At 52.2% G+C, this 18,363-nt stretch carries 16 protein-coding genes; 1 reads left to right on the plus strand and 15 read right to left on the minus strand.

Features of this window, described 5'->3' with window-relative positions; translation table 11 throughout:
- Positions 1 to 19 precede the first annotated feature (19 nt).
- The 12 genes from carB to EP25_RS0109735 all read right to left on the minus strand — a co-directional run bounded on the left by carB (position 20) and on the right by EP25_RS0109735 (position 14,763).
- Positions 20 to 3,235: a carbamoyl-phosphate synthase large subunit gene (carB, locus tag EP25_RS0109680; RefSeq protein WP_031433682.1), complete on the minus strand. Its 3,216-nt coding sequence runs from the start codon at positions 3,233 to 3,235 to the stop codon at positions 20 to 22.
- A 26-nt stretch (positions 3,236 to 3,261) separates the two neighbouring features.
- On the minus strand, positions 3,262 to 4,392 hold the full coding sequence (carA, locus tag EP25_RS0109685; RefSeq protein ID WP_031433683.1) for a glutamine-hydrolyzing carbamoyl-phosphate synthase small subunit: 1,131 nt from the start codon (positions 4,390 to 4,392) through the stop codon (positions 3,262 to 3,264).
- Positions 4,393 to 4,583: 191 nt separating this feature from the next.
- On the minus strand, positions 4,584 to 5,390 hold the full coding sequence (dapB, locus tag EP25_RS0109690; RefSeq protein ID WP_031433684.1) for a 4-hydroxy-tetrahydrodipicolinate reductase: 807 nt from the start codon (positions 5,388 to 5,390) through the stop codon (positions 4,584 to 4,586).
- A gap of 2 nt (positions 5,391 to 5,392) precedes the next feature.
- A complete protein-coding gene (dnaJ, locus tag EP25_RS0109695; RefSeq protein WP_031433685.1) occupies positions 5,393 to 6,535 on the minus strand; it encodes a molecular chaperone DnaJ in 1,143 nt (380 codons plus the stop codon).
- A gap of 94 nt (positions 6,536 to 6,629) precedes the next feature.
- Positions 6,630 to 8,561: a molecular chaperone DnaK gene (gene dnaK, locus EP25_RS0109700; RefSeq protein ID WP_031433686.1), complete on the minus strand. Its 1,932-nt coding sequence runs from the start codon at positions 8,559 to 8,561 to the stop codon at positions 6,630 to 6,632.
- 69 nt (positions 8,562 to 8,630) lie between these two features.
- Complete coding sequence (gene grpE / locus EP25_RS0109705; protein ID WP_031433687.1) at positions 8,631 to 9,287, minus strand: nucleotide exchange factor GrpE; 657 nt, start codon at positions 9,285 to 9,287, stop codon at positions 8,631 to 8,633.
- A 50-nt stretch (positions 9,288 to 9,337) separates the two neighbouring features.
- A complete protein-coding gene (gene hrcA / locus EP25_RS0109710; protein ID WP_031433688.1) occupies positions 9,338 to 10,378 on the minus strand; it encodes a heat-inducible transcriptional repressor HrcA in 1,041 nt (346 codons plus the stop codon).
- Between the two features lie 117 nt (positions 10,379 to 10,495).
- The gene (locus EP25_RS0109715; RefSeq protein ID WP_031433689.1) at positions 10,496 to 11,131 is read right to left on the minus strand and encodes a DUF3047 domain-containing protein; all 636 of its coding nucleotides are present in this window, start codon (positions 11,129 to 11,131) and stop codon (positions 10,496 to 10,498) included.
- A gap of 151 nt (positions 11,132 to 11,282) precedes the next feature.
- On the minus strand, positions 11,283 to 11,792 hold the full coding sequence (locus tag EP25_RS0109720; RefSeq protein ID WP_031433690.1) for a hypothetical protein: 510 nt from the start codon (positions 11,790 to 11,792) through the stop codon (positions 11,283 to 11,285).
- Entirely contained in the window at positions 11,792 to 12,340 is a 549-nt protein-coding gene (locus tag EP25_RS0109725) for an FMN-binding protein (protein WP_031433691.1), read from the minus strand. The genes EP25_RS0109720 and EP25_RS0109725 overlap by 1 nt, the downstream gene beginning before the upstream one ends.
- Positions 12,341 to 12,601: 261 nt before the next feature.
- Entirely contained in the window at positions 12,602 to 13,033 is a 432-nt protein-coding gene (gene tnpA / locus EP25_RS0109730; RefSeq protein WP_031433692.1) for an IS200/IS605 family transposase, read from the minus strand.
- Between the two features lie 350 nt (positions 13,034 to 13,383).
- Positions 13,384 to 14,763, minus strand: a complete 1,380-nt coding sequence (locus EP25_RS0109735; protein WP_031433693.1) for a hypothetical protein — start codon at positions 14,761 to 14,763, stop codon at positions 13,384 to 13,386.
- A gap of 494 nt (positions 14,764 to 15,257) precedes the next feature.
- Between EP25_RS0109735 and EP25_RS0109750 the strand changes: the two genes are divergently transcribed.
- The gene (locus tag EP25_RS0109750) at positions 15,258 to 16,616 is read left to right on the plus strand and encodes an OprO/OprP family phosphate-selective porin (protein WP_051906529.1); all 1,359 of its coding nucleotides are present in this window, start codon (positions 15,258 to 15,260) and stop codon (positions 16,614 to 16,616) included.
- A 112-nt stretch (positions 16,617 to 16,728) separates the two neighbouring features.
- Here EP25_RS0109750 and EP25_RS0109755 read toward each other — a convergent pair whose 3' ends face one another.
- Genes EP25_RS0109755 through EP25_RS0109765 form a run of 3 tightly spaced genes read right to left on the minus strand, consistent with a single transcriptional unit; the run spans position 16,729 to position 18,003 of the window.
- Positions 16,729 to 17,403, minus strand: coding sequence for a metallophosphoesterase family protein (locus EP25_RS0109755; RefSeq protein WP_327036925.1), 675 nt, complete (start codon positions 17,401 to 17,403; stop codon positions 16,729 to 16,731).
- Positions 17,404 to 17,436: 33 nt separating this feature from the next.
- Complete coding sequence (locus EP25_RS0109760) at positions 17,437 to 17,703, minus strand: GIY-YIG nuclease family protein (RefSeq protein WP_031433697.1); 267 nt, start codon at positions 17,701 to 17,703, stop codon at positions 17,437 to 17,439.
- An 18-nt stretch (positions 17,704 to 17,721) separates the two neighbouring features.
- Entirely contained in the window at positions 17,722 to 18,003 is a 282-nt protein-coding gene (locus tag EP25_RS0109765) for a hypothetical protein (protein WP_031433698.1), read from the minus strand.
- Positions 18,004 to 18,363 lie beyond the last annotated feature (360 nt).

Consider the following 18,363-nt stretch of genomic DNA (forward strand, 5'->3'; position numbering starts at 1 on the left):
TATTGAAATCGAGTTCCGTTCACAAAGAATTATGCAAATCCTGCAGGCAATTCACGTCACCCGCGCTTAACTCGCCCAACGCGTAACAAGCCGCTCTGGCGCCGGCCATAGTCGTGTAATAAGTCACGCGTTGCTGTAGAGCCTCCCTTCTCATGGTAAAGGAGTCGGTAATAGATTTCAGCCCCTCAGTGGTATTGACAATCAATTGGAATTGTCCGTTTTTGATCATATCCACAGTATTCGGGCGACCTTCATTGACCTTGAAGACCTCTTCGCAAGGAATACCGGCTTCCTTCAAGACTCTCGCCGTCCCGCGAGTCGCCACGATCTGATAATTTTTCTCGATCAACATTCTCGCCACCTCGGCCACTTTCGGCTTATCGGTATCACGAATGCTCATCAGCACTTTTCCGCTGTGGCTCAAATCGATACCGGCGGCCCGCTGCGATTTGGCGAAGGCTTCGCCGAAAGTCTTGCCGACCCCCATGACCTCGCCGGTCGATTTCATTTCCGGCCCCAGCAACGGGTCGACTCCGGGGAATTTGATAAACGGAAACACCGCTTCCTTAACCGAGTAATACGCGGGAATACGTTCCTCGGTAATTCCTTGCTCCTTCAAGGATTTCCCGGTCATGCAGCGAGCGGCGATCTTGGCCAGCGGATAACCGGTCGCCTTGGACACGAACGGCGCGGTCCGGGAAGCGCGCGGATTGACCTCCAGCACATAAATGGTTTCGCCCTGAATGGCGAACTGCGTGTTCATCAAGCCGCAAACGCCCAGGGCTTCCGCCATTTTCGCCACCTGCTCCCGCAGTTGGTCCTGGATCGCCGGCGCCAGGTCATAAGGCGGAATGGAACACGCCGAATCGCCGGAATGGACACCGGCCTGCTCGATATGTTCCATCAGCCCGCCAATCAAACAGGTTTCGCCATCGTAGATGGCGTCAACGTCCATTTCCACGGCGTCGTCCAGGAACCGGTCCAACAATACCGGCGAATCGTTCGAAACCGTCACCGCTTCTTTCATGTAACGGCGCAGGCCCTCTTCATTGGTGACGATTTCCATCGCCCTGCCGCCCAAGACATAGGATGGCCTCACCACCAGCGGATAACCCAAATCCTTGGCCGAATTGACCGCCTCCTCGACCGAGCGCGCAGTCGCATTAGGCGGCTGCAACAAGTCCAACCGCTCCAGCAATTTTTGGAACCGCTCCCGGTCTTCCGCCAGGTCGATGGAATCCGGCGAGGTGCCGATTATCGGCGCGCCGGCGGCTTCTAGCGCCCGCGCCAGCTTCAAAGGGGTCTGCCCGCCGTACTGGACGATGACGCCCTTCGGTTGTTCCAGCGTGATAATTTCCAATACGTCTTCCAACGTCAACGGCTCGAAATACAGCCGGTCGGACGTATCGAAATCGGTGGATACCGTCTCCGGGTTGCAGTTGACCATGATGGTTTCATAGCCGTCTTCACGCAAAGCCAGGGCTGCATGCACGCAGCAATAATCGAACTCGATCCCTTGGCCGATGCGGTTCGGGCCGCCGCCCAAAATAACAATCTTTTCCCTGTCGCTAACCCGGGCTTCGCATTCTTCCTCGTAGGTGGAATACAAATAGGCCGTATCCGAGGCGAATTCGGCGGCGCAGGAATCGATCCGTTTGTAAACCGGATGGATATTTTGTTTGTGGCGCACGTTGCGTACTTCCGATTCCTTGGTGTCGAGCAACTTGGCCAGGCGGGCATCGGAAAAACCCTTGCGTTTCAGCCGCAGCAGTTCGCCCTCGGCCAGCGTCGGCAAAGTCTTGGTCGCCAGCGTTTTCTCGGTCGACACCAAATCTTCGACCTGGGACAGGAACCAAGGATCGATCTTACAGGCTTCGTGAATATCGGCAAAACTCATGCCGCTACGGAACGCGTCGGCCAAATACCACAGCCGGCGCGGCCCTGGGTGGCGCAACTCGCGCTGGATGATTTCCTGGGCATTTTCCTCGCCCAAGTCGGCGATTTCGTCCAGGCCGTCGACCCCGATTTCCAAACCGCGCAGCGCTTTTTGCAACGATTCCTGGAAGGTGCGGCCTATCGCCATCACCTCGCCGACCGATTTCATTTGCGTGGTCAAGCGGTCATCGGCCTGCGGGAATTTTTCGAAAGCGAAACGCGGCACCTTGGTGACCACATAATCGATGGACGGCTCGAACGAGGCCGGCGTCTTTCCGCCGGTAATTTCATTCCGCAGTTCATCCAGCGTGTAACCGACCGCCAGTTTCGCCGCCACCTTGGCGATCGGAAAACCAGTGGCCTTCGAGGCCAAGGCCGAGGAACGGGATACCCGCGGATTCATTTCGATCACCACCAAGCGGCCGTCTTCCGGATTGATCGCCACCTGCACGTTGGAACCGCCGGTATCGACGCCGATTTCCCGCAGCACGTCGATGGATAGATTCCGCAGGATCTGATACTCCTTGTCGGTCAGGGTCTGTGCCGGCGCGACGGTAATCGAATCGCCGGTATGCACCCCCATCGGATCGAAGTTCTCGATCGAACAGACGATGATGCAATTGTCCTTGGAGTCGCGCACGACCTCCATCTCGAATTCCTTCCATCCCAGCACCGATTCTTCGATCAGCAATTCATTGGTCGGCGACAAATACAGGCCGCGTTCGCAGATTTCGATGAATTCTTCGCGGTTATAAGCAATTCCGCCGCCGCTGCCGCCCATCGTGAAAGAAGGGCGAATAATGGTCGGATAACCCACTTGCTCTTGCGCGGCGAATGCTTCCTCCATGGAATGGGCGACCCGGGATTTGGCCACCTGGTAACCGATCTTACGCATCGCCTGGTTGAACAAATCACGGTCTTCCGCTTTTCTGATCGCCTCCTTGCTGGCGCCGATCATCTCGACGCCGTATTTTTCCAGCACGCCGTGGGCATCGAGATCCAATGCGCAATTCAACGCGGTCTGCCCGCCCATGGTCGGCAGAACGGCGTCAGGACGCTCTTTTTCGATGATTTTCTCGACCGTTTGCCAATCGATCGGCTCGATATAAATGGCATCGGCCATGTCCGGATCGGTCATGATCGTCGCCGGATTGGAGTTCACCAAAATGACGCGGTAACCTTCCTCGCGCAGCGCCTTACAGGCTTGCGTGCCGGAATAATCGAATTCACAAGCCTGGCCGATAACGATGGGACCGGCGCCCAATATTAAAATGGATTGTATGTCAGTTCTTTTTGGCATTTTTGGATTAACTTTATTCAGCTAAATTATTGGGCGGCTTGATTCATCATGGCGATAAAATCATCGAACAGGGATTCCACGTCGTGTGGTCCCGGACTGGCTTCTGGATGCCCCTGAAAACTCATCGCCGGACAATCGGTCCGCTCGATGCCCTGCAAGCTGCCATCGAATAAAGAATGGTAGGTTGCCTTGACATAGCCCGGCAACGACTCCTCATCCACCGCGAAACCATGATTTTGACTACTGATCATGACTCTTCCGCTCGCTTTCTCCTGAACCGGATGGTTGGCGCCGTGGTGGCCGAATTTCATTTTTACCGTTTTAGCGCCGCTGGCCAATGCCAACAGTTGATGGCCCAGGCAAATTCCAAACACCGGAACCTTCTTATCGAGAATCGTTTTAATCGCCTCGATCGCATACGTGCAAGGCTCGGGATCGCCGGGGCCGTTGGATAAAAACACCCCGTCCGGATTCATCGCCAAAACCTCTTCGGCCGCCGTCGTCGCCGGCACGACGGTAACCTTGCAGCCGCGATTGGCCAACAGGCGCAGAATATTGCGCTTGACTCCAAAATCATAAGCCACGACATGCTTGTTCAGGTTTTCCGCCTCGGCATGGCCTTTCCCCAAGCGCCAAACATCTTCGCGCCAAACATACTGTTCGGAAGTCGTCACTTCCTTGGCCAAATCCATGCCTTTTAACCCGGCAAAGCCGTCGATCGCTTTCAAAGCCTGTTCGCTGTCGACCGTTTCTCCGGCCATCACGCAACCCCGCTGCGCCCCCTTGTCGCGCAAAATACGGGTTAACTTACGGGTATCGATATCGGCAATCGCGACGACATTATTGTCGCGCAAATAGTCGCTCAAGGTTTTTTCCGAACGCCAGTTACTGGAAAACATCGGCACGTCACGAACTACCAGGCCGCTGGCATAGACCGCCGCGGACTCGTTATCCTCGGCATTGGTGCCGACATTACCGATGTGTGGATAGGTGAGCGTCACAATTTGCCGGGCATAGGAAGGATCACTGAGGATTTCCTGGTACCCTGTGAGTGAAGTATTAAAAACCACTTCTCCAACGGAACAGCCGTCGGCACCAATCGACACGCCATTGAAGACCGTTCCGTCTTCCAATACCAGCAATGCAGGTTTGTTCAAGATTAGCCACCTTAAAATGTGCAAAACGGGATAAACCACGCAGGCCTATCCCGTTGTTTAAGACAAAAAATAAGGGTAATTCTACGAAATTATGACCAGGAATTCATTAACAATTTGCCGACATTCAAAAGGCCAAGAGCAATCCGACACGCCAATCGAACGGATTATCGGCCACAAACTCCGCTAGACGCTTATTCTTTCAAGCCAAGAACATCCTGCATATCAAACAATCCGTTGCTTTTATCGGCCAACCAAACGGCGGCGCGCACCGCGCCATTGGCGAAGGTCATCCGGCTACTGGCCTTGTGGGTGATTTCCACCCGCTCGCCTTCATCGGCGAACATGACGGTATGCTCGCCGACGATATCGCCGGCCCGAATCGTTGAAAAACCGATGGTCTTGCGATCGCGCTCGCCAGTATTGCCTTCGCGCCCGTAAATCGCGCAATCCTTCAAATCGCGTCCCAGCGTCGCCGCAACCACCTCGCCCATTCTCAAGGCGGTGCCGGAAGGCGCGTCCACCTTATGCCGGTGGTGGGCTTCGATCACCTCGATATCGGTGTAGTCGCCCATCACCCTGGCGGTCATTTCCAGCAATTTCAACGACAAATTCACGCCGACACTCATATTGGGCGCCATCACGATAGCGATATCATCCGCCGCACGCGCGATAACCTCCTTTTGCGCTTCGCTGTAGCCGGTAGTACCGATGACCACTTTTTTACCCGCCTGGCGGCAAATTTCGATATAGTCCAGCGACGCATCGGGACGGGTAAAATCGATCAGCACATCGAAGCGATCGGTCACAGCTCCCAGGTCTTCCATCACCTTTACGCCGGATTCGGCGACGCCGGCCAACTCACCGGCATCGCGACCTAACGCGATGCTGTCCGGACGGGAAACCGCTACGGTCAATTCGGTCTGTTTCGATAATAAGGCCGCCTTGATTAAACAAAGCCCCATTCTGCCGGACGCTCCGACCACCGCTATTCTCGTCATAATTATCCCGTCAAGTTATCGAAAAAGCTTTTTACGCCATCAATCCAGGAATGTTCCTGCGGACTGTGTTGCTTGCCGCCCCCGGTCAGCGAGTCACGCAGCTTTTCCACCAATTCTTTTTGTTCCCTGGTCAAATGTACCGGCGTTTCGATTTGCACCCGGCACAGTAAATCGCCGACACCGCCGCCGCGCACCGGCTTGACGCCTTTGCCGCGCAAGCGGAACAACTTGCCGGTTTGGGTTTCCGGCGGAATTTTCAGCTTGACCTTTCCGTTCAATGTCGGCACTTCCAATTCCCCGCCCAGGCAGGCGGTAGGAAAATTGATCGGCACTTCGCAATATAAATTGGCCCCATCGCGGGTAAAAATCGGGTGCTCCTTGACATGCACCTGCACATATAAATCACCGGCCGGTCCGCCGTTGACTCCGGCCTCGCCTTCGCCGGCCAGACGAACGCGGTCTCCGCTATCGACTCCTGCGGGCACTTTGACCGACAGCGTTTTGGTTTCCTGCACCCTTCCCTGGCCGTAACATTTAGGACAAGGGTCCTTGATTTGCTTGCCGGTTCCGCGGCATGTCGGACAGGTTTGCTGTACGGAAAAAAAACCTTGTTGCATTCTGACCTGGCCTTGGCCATGACAGGTCGAACAAGTCACCGGGCTGCTGCCTTTCCGCGCGCCGCTCCCGTTACATTCGCTACAGGTAACCAACACTGGCACTTTGACGGTCGCTTCGGTGCCGCCGACCGCCTCTTCCAACGTCAGCTCCAGGTTATAGCGCAAATCGGCGCCACGCTGAACGCTGCTGCGTTGCCGGCCTCCGCCGCCGAAAATATCGCCGAATACGTCGCCGAAAATATCGCTGAAACTTTCGGCGCCGCCGAAACCGCCGAAGCCCTGTCCGCCGCCCATGGAAGGATCGACGCCGGCATGCCCGAACTGGTCGTAGGCCGAACGCATTTTCGGGTCGGATAACACTTCGTAAGCTTCCTTGACTTCCTTGAATTTTTTTTCGGCCAGCTGGGGATCGTCCTTGTTTCTATCCGGATGGAACTTCATCGCCAGGCGCCGGTAACTTTTTTTGATCTCGGCGTCACTAGCGTTTTTATCAACACCCAGCAGTTTGTAATAATCTTCTTTTGCCATAACGTAAATAACCGCCAACAAGCGCGGCGGTATTTTGAATCCTGTTTAAAGGAAAGAAAGGGGCTGTATGATACCAGCCCCTGCTTGGAACAACTTATTTTTTATCGTCTTTGACTTCTTCGAACTCGGCATCGACGACACCGTCGTCGGCGGCACTTTCTTGCTGTGCCTGGCCGGCATCGCCTTGCGCGGTGCCCTCGGCGCCTCCTTTTTGCGCATAGACGCGTTCGGCCAATTTGCCGGACAACTCGGTCAATGCCGCTGTTTTCGCGTCGATCGCTTCTTTATCGTTGCCTTTGATGGCTTCCTTCAGCTCATTGATAGCGGTCTCGATCGACGATTTCTCGTCCGCCGCGACTTGGTCGCCCAATTCATGCATGGATTTTTCCGTGGCATGAATCATGCTTTCCGCCGTATTGCGCGCCGCGACCAACTCGGTCACTTTTTTATCCTCGTCGGCATGCGCCTCGGCGTCTTTGACCATACGTTCGACCTCATCGTCGGACAAGCCGCTGGACGCCTTGATGACGATGGACTGTTGTTTGCCGGTCGCCTTGTCTTTCGCCGACACATTCAAAATACCGTTGGCATCGATATCGAACGACACCTCGATCTGAGGCACGCCGCGCGGCGCCGGCGGAATGTCGGTCAAATCGAAACGGCCCAACGACTTGTTGCCGGCCGCCACTTCCCGTTCGCCTTGCAAGACATGAACCGTCACGGCGGTCTGATTGTCTTCGGCCGTCGAGAAAACCTGCGAAGCATTGGTCGGAATCGTGGTATTTTTCTCGATCAGTTTGGTCATCACGCCGCCCAGGGTTTCGATACCCAAAGACAACGGCGTTACGTCCAACAACAACACGTCCTTAACGTCGCCGCCCAAAACGCCGGCTTGAATTGCCGCGCCCAGGGCTACCGCCTCATCCGGATTCACGTCCTTACGCGGTTCCTTGCCAAACAGTTCCTTAACGAACTGCTGAACTTTCGGCATACGGGTCTGACCGCCGACCAAAATCACGTCGTTTATTTGCGAAGCCGACAGGCCGGCGTCTTTCAAGGCCAATTCGCAAGGATGCTTGGTTTTTTCGATCAAATCCTCGACCAGCGCTTCCAATTTGGCCCGCGTCAACTTGACATTCAAGTGCTTGGGACCGGTCGCATCCGCGGTCACGTAAGGCAGATTGATATCGGTTTGAGTCGAAGACGACAATTCGATCTTGGCTTTTTCCGCCGCTTCTTTCAAACGCTGCAACGCCAATGGGTCGTTATGCAGGTCGATGCCGTTTTCCTTTTTGAATTCTTCCGCCAAATAATCGATGATACGCAGGTCGAAGTCCTCGCCGCCCAAGAAGGTATCGCCATTGGTCGCCAATACTTCGAATTGGTGCTCGCCTTCGATTTCGGCGATTTCGATGATGGAAATATCGAAGGTACCGCCGCCCAGATCATAAACCGCGATAGTCGAGTCGCCTTTCGGTTTGTCCATACCGAAGGCCAACGCCGCCGCAGTCGGCTCGTTGATGATCCGTTTGACATCCAAACCGGCGATGCGCCCGGCATCTTTGGTTGCCTGGCGTTGCGAGTCGTTGAAATAAGCCGGCACCGTGATGACCGCTTCTTTGACTTCCTCGCCCAAATAGGCTTCGGCGTCTTTTTTCAGTTTCATCAGCACGCGGGCGGACACTTCCGGCGCCGCCATTTTTTTGCCGTGGCATTCAACCCAGGCATCGCCATTTTCCGCCTCGACGATTTTATAAGGCACCATCTTGATGTCCTTTTGCACGGCCTCGTCCTTAAAACGGCGACCGATCAAACGCTTAATGGCGAACAAGGTGTTATCGGGGTTGGTTACCGCCTGACGCTTCGCCGACTGGCCCACCAACACTTCGTTATCGCCGGTAAAGGCAATGATCGAAGGTGTCGTACGGGCACCTTCGCTGTTTTCGATGACGCGCGCGGTCCCATGCTCCAGAATGGCAACACATGAGTTTGTGGTGCCCAAATCAATTCCAATTATCTTACCCATTGAATTCTCCAGACTTGATTAACTTAGTAATTTAAAATTAATACTGATATGCGGCTAAATGCTTTAAATTCAAGCCTGCTCATCAATTTTTGTCTCGCCGGACGGTTTGTCTTCCGCCTTGGAGACCACTACCATGGCCGGACGAATCAAACGGCCGTTCAGCAGATAGCCTTTTTGCAAAACATTCAGCACCGTATTCGGTTCGGCATCGGCAGACGGCATCATGCTCATCGCCTGGTGCTTTTCGGGATCGAACGGTTGCCCGACAGGATCGATCACTTCGATATTGAATTTTGCGAAGACCGCTTCGAATTGTTTCAAGGTTAATTCGCTGCCTTCGCGTAGCTTGACCACTTCCGGACTGTCTCCGTTGGCCGCCTGAATACCGAGCTCCAAACTATCCATCACAGTCAACAACTCCTTGGCGAACTTTTCCAAGGCGAATTTATGCGCGTTTTCAAGATCGATGCGAGTCCGGCGTTTCAAATTTTCCATTTCCGCCTGCATGCGCACCATTTTTTCCCAATTCTCGGCGGCCTTTTTTTCCGCCGCGGCCAGTTGCTTTTGCAATTCTTCAACGGTCAGCTCCGGTTGCTCCACGACTTCCGGCGCCGCCTCGCTTTCTGGCGCCTCGTCATTTTCACCGGCTTGTTCAAGCACTTCTTCGCCCAGTTCGTTGTCTGGCTTAGGTTCTTGAATTTCAGGCTTATCCTGCTCGTTACTCATTTATCACTCCCGAATGTTGAAATTTTTTGTGTTAGTTAAGATGGGGGTTTTCATTTAGGATTCAAGGCCGCACTTAATAATTTTGCCGTCATGTCGACAAACGGAATCACTTTTTCATAAGCCATGCGGGTTGGCCCTATCACCCCTAATACCCCAACCACTTCATCGTTGACGGTATAAGAGGAAGTCACCAGACTACAGTGGTCGAAGGCCTCATAGCCGGATTCCTCGCCGATAAAAATCTGCACGCCATTGGCCGCCTGGCATTTATCCAGCAAATGAATAACGCCGCGTTTTTGATTGAAGGCATCGAACAATTGCCGGAGTCGCTCCATATTCGACAGCTCGGAAAATTCCATCAAATTGGTCTGCCCGCTCAGCACATAATCTTCCCGCGGCTTTTGCTCGAAGGCCTGCCTGGCCATGGCAACCGCATCTATCATGCCCTGATTCAATTTTTTTTGATCTTGTTCCAATTCCTGAATTAACGACTCCCGCACCGAAGCGACGCTTTTGCCCGCATAAACGGAATTCAGGTAATTGGCCGCCTGCTGCAATTCGGAGGCGCCGAACGCGCGGTCGGTATGAATGATTTTGTTATGGACTTCCTGGCCGTTGGTGACAAAAATGACTAGGATCCGATTATGGGATAACGATAAAAACTCGATATGATTCAGGCTGACGACTTCGCGCCGGGGCAAGGTGACGATCCCCGCCATGCGGGTCGCATCGGACAATAATTTCGAGGCTTTTTCCAACAACACGGCCGCCTCTTCGCAGTTATTTTCGAGCCCTTCGGCCAAGTAATCCAACAACCGCGACTCTAACGGCCTGACCGTCAACAGGGAGTCGACAAACAACCGGTAACCACGGACGGTAGGCACCCGGCCGGCCGAAGTATGCGGGGAATGAATCAATCCCATATCCTCGAGGTCCGCCATGACATTGCGGATCGTCGCGGGACTGAGCTTCAAGTCGGAATCTTTCGACAATACCCGCGACCCTACCGGCTGGCCGTCTTGTATATAGCGTTCGACCAACGCCTTTAACAAATGCAGCGACCTGTCGTTTAAACTATGGCCATATTTCACATTGACACCTGATTTTGTCCAATTAGCACTCCACCCAACAGAGTGCTAATTGCAGAAGCTATCAATATCGCAAAATCTTGTCAATAAACTTACAGATCGCTATGTAATCTTTCGCTGTCAGTTGCGACTGAAAAAAATATCGCCGTAATAACTTTCCGCCTGTCCACCGCCGTTATCGGTATCGGTCATGATCGCCACGGCATCGATATACCGGATGTTTCCGCCGAACTGTTGCTTCAAGTCCTCCAGCACATTGCGTTTTTCCCGATACCAGGTCGCCAATTCGTCGTCTCGGTCGCGCAATGCGATCATCATCGCATGATCGCCGGCAAAGGCGTTCGGCCACACACTTCCTTTCTCCTGGCTGGCCGACCAGACATAGTTGATCGCCCTGGTTCGCCAAAAAGCCCAACCGCCACTCACGACGACATAAACCCGCACGGCATAATCATCGCCGGATTTTTCCCGTTCGTTCAGTTTGGCAAGTCGTTCGTCTATGCGCCAAGACCAATTCAGGTAGGGCGTCTCCAGTAGATCGATACGCTGTTTCTTATACAACCCGGAAGCCGCGGCCCGGCTTTCCGCCTTTAACACCAAACGACCATCCAACTCCGCCAGTTGGTAATGCGTCTCTCCCGCGAAACTTTTGTTTTCCCATCCCGACAAATCTCCCGCGGAAAAGCGACCGATTTCGATGCGTTGTTCGGCCGATGCGATTGCACTTATAAACAATAAGATTATGACCCGATACATAATGCCTCCTCCAAAGATCGAGCTTGCCGCAAAAGTCAAACGAGGACAATAGGTAACGCGTCCGACGAAGCCATGCCGCACCCACGAAAACCTTGTTTGGCGCCCGGCAGTTGCGGGATGCGTTCGCATCCGCTCGGCACTTCCGGGTCTTCTAATAGTAAGAGGAATGTTTGCGCAGCGCTTTACGACGCGATTGAATGAGGGCGATGACGACGACGGCTATCAACAACGCCAGGGAAAACTCCAGCAGCACAAAGGAAGCGATCTTGAAATAGGCGAAATAAGGGTGCACGAAACGCACCAACCAACCCGCCAACTCATCGGCGATCGCCGAACAATATACTAAAACACTGACCCAGACCTTCACCAGTGTCGGCACATCGATCATCAACATCAGATGGGTCAAGGTCAAAATCAGCATCCCCATCGCGAACAAATGAAAATGCGTGACTTCCAACAGGCTTTGATAGCTTTTCGGCTGCGTGAAATCCTCTTCCGAACCAAGATAATAAGCGATCACCGAGTCCGCCGTCAGGTCCATTTTATGAAAATACATCATGCCATTGCTGATCCACAGCAAGAAAACGTAGCCCATGAACATCAGAACCAGGGCATTCAGCAGCATTTGACGATTTTGTTCGCCGGTTACGAAAAAACGCATCAGTTCGGTTTGCCTTTGACCAAGATTTGAAAAATCGCCATCACCTTGCGGGAAATGTTCAGCGCGGAGCGAGTGCTGAGCGTCGCGCCGGTGATGCCTTGTATATCGGCGTTGAAACTGAGCTGATCCAACTCGCGCCGATAAAGCTGTTCATACCAGCGTTGCGGCGGTTGATATTCGGGAGGCTCGTGAAACGCCAAAGTGTGAATGGCGGTGATTTTCCCTTCCGGATTCAACACCACCAACAAGGTTTCGGGCTTGGTGCGCACGGTATGGCTCTCGATCGCCGCGTAACCGAGCACCTTGCCATCCTTTTTTCCGACATAGAACGAAAACAGCGCCGATTCCAATTTCACCCGCGCCAGCTTTTCGATTTGCTCGATTTCATCGGCTTTGGGAAACAGCGACAACACTTCGACCGTCGCCTCCTTACCAAAGGCCAGCTCCATCGCCTCGTTCTTGCTGTAATAAATTTTCCCGAAACCGGGAAAAGCCAGCGACAGCAATAACAAAACGGACGCTATCTGTACGAACTTTGATCTGGGCATTGTAGGGAGAAAAATTAAAAAGACTTTATGATAATGCAACTTGATTGATTAACGCGAATCGAGTAGCAAGGACAGGCAAATATCAACCCGGCTTTGTAAGCTATATTTCTGAGCATTTGACAACTAAAGAAAAATAAATTTTGCGGTACTGCAACCATGAAAAGCGGCATGAGTGTTTATAACTAAACAACCACCCGCTCAAGCGGGTGGGTTCCAATAACGGACTGAAAGTCCGGATACGCGTCGACTAAACGACGCGTCTTAGTCGGGCTCCAACTTGAAATTATCGTTTGGATTAGGTTCAAAGTGATGCTCCAAATATTGCTTTATCATCTCATCAGTCATTTGCCCCACTGTGGCGCAAAAATAACCGCGGGCCCAAAAATGTCGACCCCAATATCGCTTTTTCAAGTGCGGGAACTCTTCGAACAGATAGCTCGAAGTTCGTCCCTTGATTCGCCTCATGATTTCGCTTGGGGCCATAGTCGGCGGCGCACTCACCAATATGTGCACATGATCTTTGCTCACGATACCTTTGATAATCCGTATCTCAAAGGCTTCGCATGTCTGCCGCACCAAGTCTCTCACTCGTTCGGCTATTTCATCCTTCAGCACTTTATAACGATACTTTGTAACCCAAACAAAATGATACTCAATTTGGTAAACCGTATGGCTGCCGTATCTATAGTCCATCGCCACCTCCTTGGGCAAATTATCGCAGCTAAAGCTGACCGGCTAAAGCCGGTGGTTTAAACCTTATGATGGATAATTAAAATCAATAAGTTATGTATCTTATGACACTACAGCCGCAAGACCGGGTTAACTTTCCGGTTCCTTCCATCTTCGTCGTTTCCATGCTCTGGCGTGGAAACGCCTCCAGGGACGCTTTGCGTCCCGCGCCGCAGTGCGACACAGACCGATCCCCACGGAGGAGCATGGGGACCAGAGGTGTGGAAGTCATTTCATACTAATATCTAAGGGTCTAGACAAAAGGCTCAAGACCGAACAGCCATTTCGAACCTTTCGTCTTTTTCGCTTTAAATTTAGAAAATAAAGCCCAGACCAAGATTGAAGTCGTCCGGCAAATCTCCGCCCTCGGAATCCCAGTTGCGGTAATCCGCCTTAATCACGACATTGGGAATCGGTTTATATTGCAAGCCCACCTGGAAGATTTCCTTATCCTTGCTCAAATCGTCCATAAAACCGGCCGGCGCACTGGCGACGGTATCGAGTTGCTCGTAACGGAAGAATGGCGCCAGGTATTGCGCGCTTTCCGGAAACAGCAGCGGGATTACGTCGTAACCGATTTCGGCATACCAACCGTAGTTTTCCTCGCCGACGGTAGAGCCGTTGGCCGCGCTCAGGACGGCCGCATCGTCGATATGTCCCCAGGATCCCAAGGCGCGAAATTCCAAGCCGCGGTATTTCACCTGTACATGGCCTTCGTACAATTGGGTAAACGCGTCGACCTGGCGGCCGGCAAACACCTGGTTCTGCCCGGAGTTACCCAAATAAGCCGAACCGCCAAAAGTTACGCCGGGCAATTGCGCCGGCGCGTAATCGACACGACCGACGAATGCCAAATCTTCCGCCCTTGCCTGGCTACCTTTTTGCCGGCCACCGCGAATACCTGACGAACTGAAGCCGCTTGCATCCAATCCATTAACGACATAAGTGGTATAGGTCAAGCCTGGAAGCACTTCACCAAACAAACCGACACCGATTTCCCGCCATGTGCTGGGAATGATCCTGCGTTCGACTTCCGGACGATTGTTACCGAAAAAGAACGGCGGTTCGTGAATCTGGTTAATAAAGCCCATTGGCATCAGCACCATACCGGCTCTAACATTAGCCATCGGATCGATAAAAAAATCCAGCGCCGCGAATTCGACCGATACCGAACCATTTTTGTCGGTCGAACCATGTTCGAATTCGATTTCGCTGTTAAATAGGATGTTGTCGGTAAACTTATAACCGGCATATAAAACCAATCGCTCGAAATCGGCGTTATCGTTTTTACCGGTTTCATCATTCACGATGGCTTGATAATTGGCCTCGCCATAACCGCCGATCGATAAGCCCTTGCCAACCTGATAAACCTTCGATGCGGCAGGGCCCAAGCCGTAGGCGCTTTTATATTCGATGTCTTCGGGAATAAACATCTCGGTGCGGATTTTTTCCACTTCCTCAGCCAACACATTGGTTTTGTGATCCAGGGCCTGTACTTCAGTGTTTTTCGCGGTTTTGCTGACTTCCTCCAGCTTCTTCGTCATTTGATTGATTTGCTGCTGCTGGGCCTGAATTATTTCCCACATTTCCTCCATGGTTTGCGGTTTAGACATTTCCCCTTCCGCAGCTGAGGCCGAGCCGCCAAGAGCCGCTAACACCGCGGCGGAACAAAGTGTTCGGTTAAATCGTTTCATCTCCAACTCCAATAAATTTTAAAGCTAGATTTTAAACCGACCCATAAACTATATGCAAATCATTCTCATATATATTTATTGTTAACAGCTTCTCTCTGTCGTTTTTTTACAACTAATGTGACAACTTCATGAAAATCAATCAAGCGCCCGAGAAAGTTTCCCCTCGACACGAATCAACATTTCATTTGCAATGACTAAAAACATTTCCTTAAACTTAGCCTTGCGGCTGTAGCGCCATAGAATACATAACTTATTGATTTTAAAGTTAAAAAAATCATTCCACTTTTTATATTTGCAGCGCCATAAAAAATTTTTTTCTTTAATTATCGAACGCTTAAAAATATTACCCACCAAGCTGGGCAATAATTATCCAGTTTGACTACCCCGTCAAAAAACAATTTAGCGCTGTCATATTCTTGTAACAATGTTTTTTTATGCTGTGTCCAGTTTTTACAACAAATTGATTTTTTTTAACAACATTGGGTACAAAATTGATGGCAACTAACAAAACAGCCAAAATGCTGTTACTGGGCACCGCGACGGCACTGGGCAGCTTATCCGCGCAAGCGGCGGACAAAGAGTTATTGGACATGCTGCTGCAAAACGGCGCAATCAACCAGACTCAATACGACACGCTGATCAAGAAGGAAACGCTGAGCAAAAAGGATGTCGACGACATCAAAATCAAACTGAATAAAAAAGGCTTGCAGTTTGAAACCGGCGACGGCGATTTTAAATTTGCGTTCGGCGGGCGTATTCAGGCTGATGCGACATTCCACAGTAACGACCAAGCCGTTAGCGGTGCAGCCGAAGATGGAACCGAAATCAGGCGCGGCCGTCTGCTCTTTAAAGGCCAATTCTGGAGGGATTTCAAGTTTATGTCCGAAGTCGACTTCGCCGACAACAGCACCGCCGTCAAGGACATGTTCGTAACCTATAAGGGCATCGACTGGCTGGAACTGACCGTCGGTCACCAGAAGCAACCGATCAGCATGGAATTGCAGGAAAGCTCGAACGACATCATGTTTACCGAGCGCTCACTGGTCAACTCGCTGACCGCCAACCTGTTTGACCGTGCTATCGGTATCCACGCCAAATCTTCAGGTAATGACTGGTCTGCTCAAATTGGCGCCTATGGCGAATCGATGGAACCGAACAAAAATGATCTTGACGAGGGCTATGGCATTGCATCTCGCTTGACCTATGCGCCGATCAATGAAAAGGATCAGGTTCTGCATTTGGGTACGTATGGCGGTTACCGCACCATGGACAGCAAAGGCAGCGCCCTTAGAGGTAACAAAGGCAGTGTTGAGTTGAGCTATGAAACCACTCACATGTCGAATCTTAAACTGACAAAGCTTAAGATTAACAACGCCAAAGACTTCACCATGGCCGGCTTCGAAAGCGCTTACATGTATGGCCCATTCTCTGTTCAAGGCGAATATGCGCATTTGTGGGCTGACCTGAGAGGCAATGAGCCAACTTTAGACTTCAACGCCTTCTATGTGCAAGCGGGGTGGACTTTGACCGGTGAATCCCGCACCTATAAAGGCTCCGACGGCGAATTTAAACGTCTGAAACCAGATCAGAACTTCAGCCTGAGAAACGGCGGCTGGGGCGCGGTTGAATTGGCGGCACGTTACGATCAAAATGACCTGAATTCCGATGGCTACAATGGCGGCAGCGAAAAAGCGGTGACCGTTGCCTTGAACTGGTATCTGAACGAAAACCTGCGTCTGATGGCGGACTACCGCACGGCATTCGACATCAGCGGCTCTCCCGTCACAGCCGCTAACGGTGGAGACATCGAAGACGTACACGCCTTCACCTTCAGAACCCAATTGGCGTTTTGATCCGAAGCTCAGTCTTCTGATTTAAGTTCGAGAAAGGCCGGCAATATGTCGGCCTTTTTTATGCCATCGAACAAGCAAAACTGGTCGGGTTACGTCCGCTGTGACAACCGGCTTACAGAACATCGCCGTTTAAATCGACGACCATCCTGTCGCCCACCCCATGCACCATGATGCCGTGCTTGATCGGCGCGGAATAATGTTCGTGCAAATGACCGTGGAACACCTGACGGACGCCCAAGGCAACGGCCAATTCATCGATGGCGATGAAGCCGTGGCGGTGGCTGCGCGGCGCCTCATGGGTGACCAGGATATCGGCATTAAGCCTTTTCAGGCGCTCCAATTCATCGTGCCAAATGGCCGACTGGTATTTCAGGGATAAACCGGCTCGACGGATATTGGCGGGCTGCCGGCTTAAATAATGCTTTTTACTCCGCCACTTCGGTTGCCGCGGCGGATACCAGACACGGCCCAGAAATATACCGCTCAAGCCGGCGATTCTCAGGCCGGCGATTTCCTTGACCTTGAGGTGCAACCCATTGTCGGCGAAGGCCGAGTCGAACAGAAAACGATGCCGGTTGTAACATTCAAACTCATGATTGCCGGCAATCCACCAAATTTCGGTCAGGCCGGCAATGGGGCGCAAATAATGTTGTAACGGCTTCTCCAGGTCGTAGTCGCCCAGCATAACGACGGCCTCGGGGTGATGGGATTTGACCGCATCGATCAGCGGCGCAAAGTCGCCATGTGGATCGCCGGCAAATAAAATTCTGCGCTCGTTGGCCATCATGGAATTTTCGCGTGGATGCGGTAAAGGAAGAAATCACCCGGTTTGCAGCTCATTGTCTGGCGAGTCGATCAGTTGCCACTTTTCCGCCCGCTTCATCTGTTTGATTACATGTTCCCGCCTGCCGGCGGAACTGCGATCATGTTCGCCTTCCAGATAAACCAGCTTGACCGGCTGGCGCCCGCGAAAGTATTTGGCGCCCAGTCCCTTCGCGTGTTGCTTGAAGCGGCTGCCGACATCATTGCTGATGCCGGTATACAAGCTGCCGTCGCTGCAAAGAATGATATACACGCTCCATGTCATCACTCGTCCCGGGTGAAATCAGTCCTCTACCTTGCTGCGGCCGAATTTAAGATTGAACAATGCGGCGCAGGTCAAGCCGACGACAATATAGGCGTAACGCGTCAGGAAGATCAACAGGCCGCTTTGACTATGCGTCGCCGCGTCCTTGATCGGCGGCGTTACCAACTTGGTCCACAGCAGAGCGACGATGAAATAAACCAACAGGCCGGCCACGGCCCAGGAAATCGGTTGGCGTCCGCTATTCTTGGCGGTGAAATAAAACCAAATTGCCACCCCGGCGGCAACGATCGAACCAATCATATTTTCCTCCTCACTTATTGTTATCACGCAATCAACGGCGCGTTTATTATCCGAGTCAGATGACGAAAAAGCTAAAAGCCAACTTGAATGATACTGTTCGCGCTGCAAAATTCGCTTCTTTTGCGCTCCCTTCTCCCGGAAGATGCCGTCGTAAAAGATTGTAGGGGTAGAGCGTAGCTATACCCATCGTTTTAATTGTGTTGGGATACGCTTCGCTAACCCAACCTACAGCTTTTACGATAACCTCCGGAAAGAGAAGGTATTGAGGCGCCGAATTTTGAAGAACGACGGCTATAAAAACAAGCCGCGCCCATGCCTTCAAAAAACGTGATCAGTATATCCGCTTAACCTCCCGCCACC

The sequence above is a fragment of the Methylomarinum vadi genome, assembly GCF_000733935.1.
GTDB lineage: Bacteria > Pseudomonadota > Gammaproteobacteria > Methylococcales > Methylomonadaceae > Methylomarinum > Methylomarinum vadi.

What these genes read in the sequence shown, in the direction of transcription:
- carB (WP_031433682.1), bottom strand. Translation starts at nt 3,235, where the DNA reads ATGCCAAAAAGAACTGACATACAATCCATTTTAATATTGGGCGCCGGT.
- dapB (WP_031433684.1), bottom strand. Translation starts at nt 5,390, where the DNA reads ATGACGAGAATAGCGGTGGTCGGAGCGTCCGGCAGAATGGGGCTTTGT.
- dnaJ (WP_031433685.1), bottom strand. Translation starts at nt 6,535, where the DNA reads ATGGCAAAAGAAGATTATTACAAACTGCTGGGTGTTGATAAAAACGCT.
- dnaK (WP_031433686.1), bottom strand. Translation starts at nt 8,561, where the DNA reads ATGGGTAAGATAATTGGAATTGATTTGGGCACCACAAACTCATGTGTT.
- grpE (WP_031433687.1), bottom strand. Translation starts at nt 9,287, where the DNA reads ATGAGTAACGAGCAGGATAAGCCTGAAATTCAAGAACCTAAGCCAGAC.
- EP25_RS0109715 (WP_031433689.1), bottom strand. Translation starts at nt 11,131, where the DNA reads ATGTATCGGGTCATAATCTTATTGTTTATAAGTGCAATCGCATCGGCC.
- EP25_RS0109720 (WP_031433690.1), bottom strand. Translation starts at nt 11,792, where the DNA reads ATGCGTTTTTTCGTAACCGGCGAACAAAATCGTCAAATGCTGCTGAAT.
- EP25_RS0109725 (WP_031433691.1), bottom strand. Translation starts at nt 12,340, where the DNA reads ATGCCCAGATCAAAGTTCGTACAGATAGCGTCCGTTTTGTTATTGCTG.
- tnpA (WP_031433692.1), bottom strand. Translation starts at nt 13,033, where the DNA reads ATGGACTATAGATACGGCAGCCATACGGTTTACCAAATTGAGTATCAT.
- EP25_RS0109735 (WP_031433693.1), bottom strand. Translation starts at nt 14,763, where the DNA reads ATGAAACGATTTAACCGAACACTTTGTTCCGCCGCGGTGTTAGCGGCT.
- EP25_RS0109750 (WP_051906529.1), top strand. Translation starts at nt 15,258, where the DNA reads ATGGCAACTAACAAAACAGCCAAAATGCTGTTACTGGGCACCGCGACG.
- EP25_RS0109755 (WP_327036925.1), bottom strand. Translation starts at nt 17,403, where the DNA reads ATGATGGCCAACGAGCGCAGAATTTTATTTGCCGGCGATCCACATGGC.
- EP25_RS0109760 (WP_031433697.1), bottom strand. Translation starts at nt 17,703, where the DNA reads ATGACATGGAGCGTGTATATCATTCTTTGCAGCGACGGCAGCTTGTAT.
- EP25_RS0109765 (WP_031433698.1), bottom strand. Translation starts at nt 18,003, where the DNA reads ATGATTGGTTCGATCGTTGCCGCCGGGGTGGCAATTTGGTTTTATTTC.